This window comes from Streptomyces malaysiensis subsp. samsunensis (assembly GCF_024519315.1).
Classification (GTDB): domain Bacteria; phylum Actinomycetota; class Actinomycetes; order Streptomycetales; family Streptomycetaceae; genus Streptomyces; species Streptomyces malaysiensis.
In genome coordinates this window covers 1-781 of record NZ_JANIIC010000240.1, presented here as the reverse complement: position 1 = coordinate 781, position 781 = coordinate 1, and the positions used below count along the sequence as shown (strand labels likewise).

1 protein-coding gene is annotated in these 781 nt (G+C 65.6%); it reads right to left on the bottom strand.

All coding sequences use genetic code 11. The features are described 5' to 3' along the window. A partial coding sequence (locus NQU54_RS48685) for an AMP-binding protein (protein WP_257636674.1) occupies nt 1–781 on the bottom strand: 781 nt, incomplete at both ends.

Genomic DNA, 781 nt, shown 5'->3' with positions numbered 1-781 from the left:
AGGCCACTCGCCTCCACCTCGACGCCCGCCTCGGGGACCACATACGCGACCAGACGCCTATCCCCGGGACGGTCCTCACGGACCACCACCACCGCCTGACCAACCCCCGCACACTCCCCCAGAACCGACTCGACCTCCCCCAACTCGATACGGAAACCCCGCACCTTCACCTGGTCATCCGCCCGCCCCACAAACTCCAGAACACCCTCGTCCGTCCACCGCGCCACATCCCCCGACCGATACATCCGCCCACCCGCGGAACCGAACGGATCCGCCACAAACCGCCCCGCCGTCAAACCCGCCCGATTCCAATAACCCCGCGCCACACCCGCACCCCCGACATACATCTCCCCCGCCACCCCGGCCGGCACCGGCCGCAGACCGCCGTCGAGCACATACACCCGGAGGTCCGGAATTCCGACCCCGATCACACTTCCCGCGCCTGATTTCGCGATACGGGAATCCAGCGCCGCATAACTGACATGCACCGTGGTCTCGGTGATGCCATACATGTTCACCAACACCGGATCACTATCACCATGCCGGTCGAACCACTCCGTCAAACGCCAAACATCCAGCGCCTCACCCCCGAACACCACCCACCGCAACGCCAGCCGCGCCCCCATATCCGGCGCCTCACGATCCGCCTGCATCAGCTGATAGAACGCCGACGGCGTCTGATTCAACACCGTCACACCCTCATCCACCAGCAACCGCAAAAACTCCCCCGGCGAACGACTCACCTCGAACGGCACCACCACCAACCGCCCACCCCGCAACA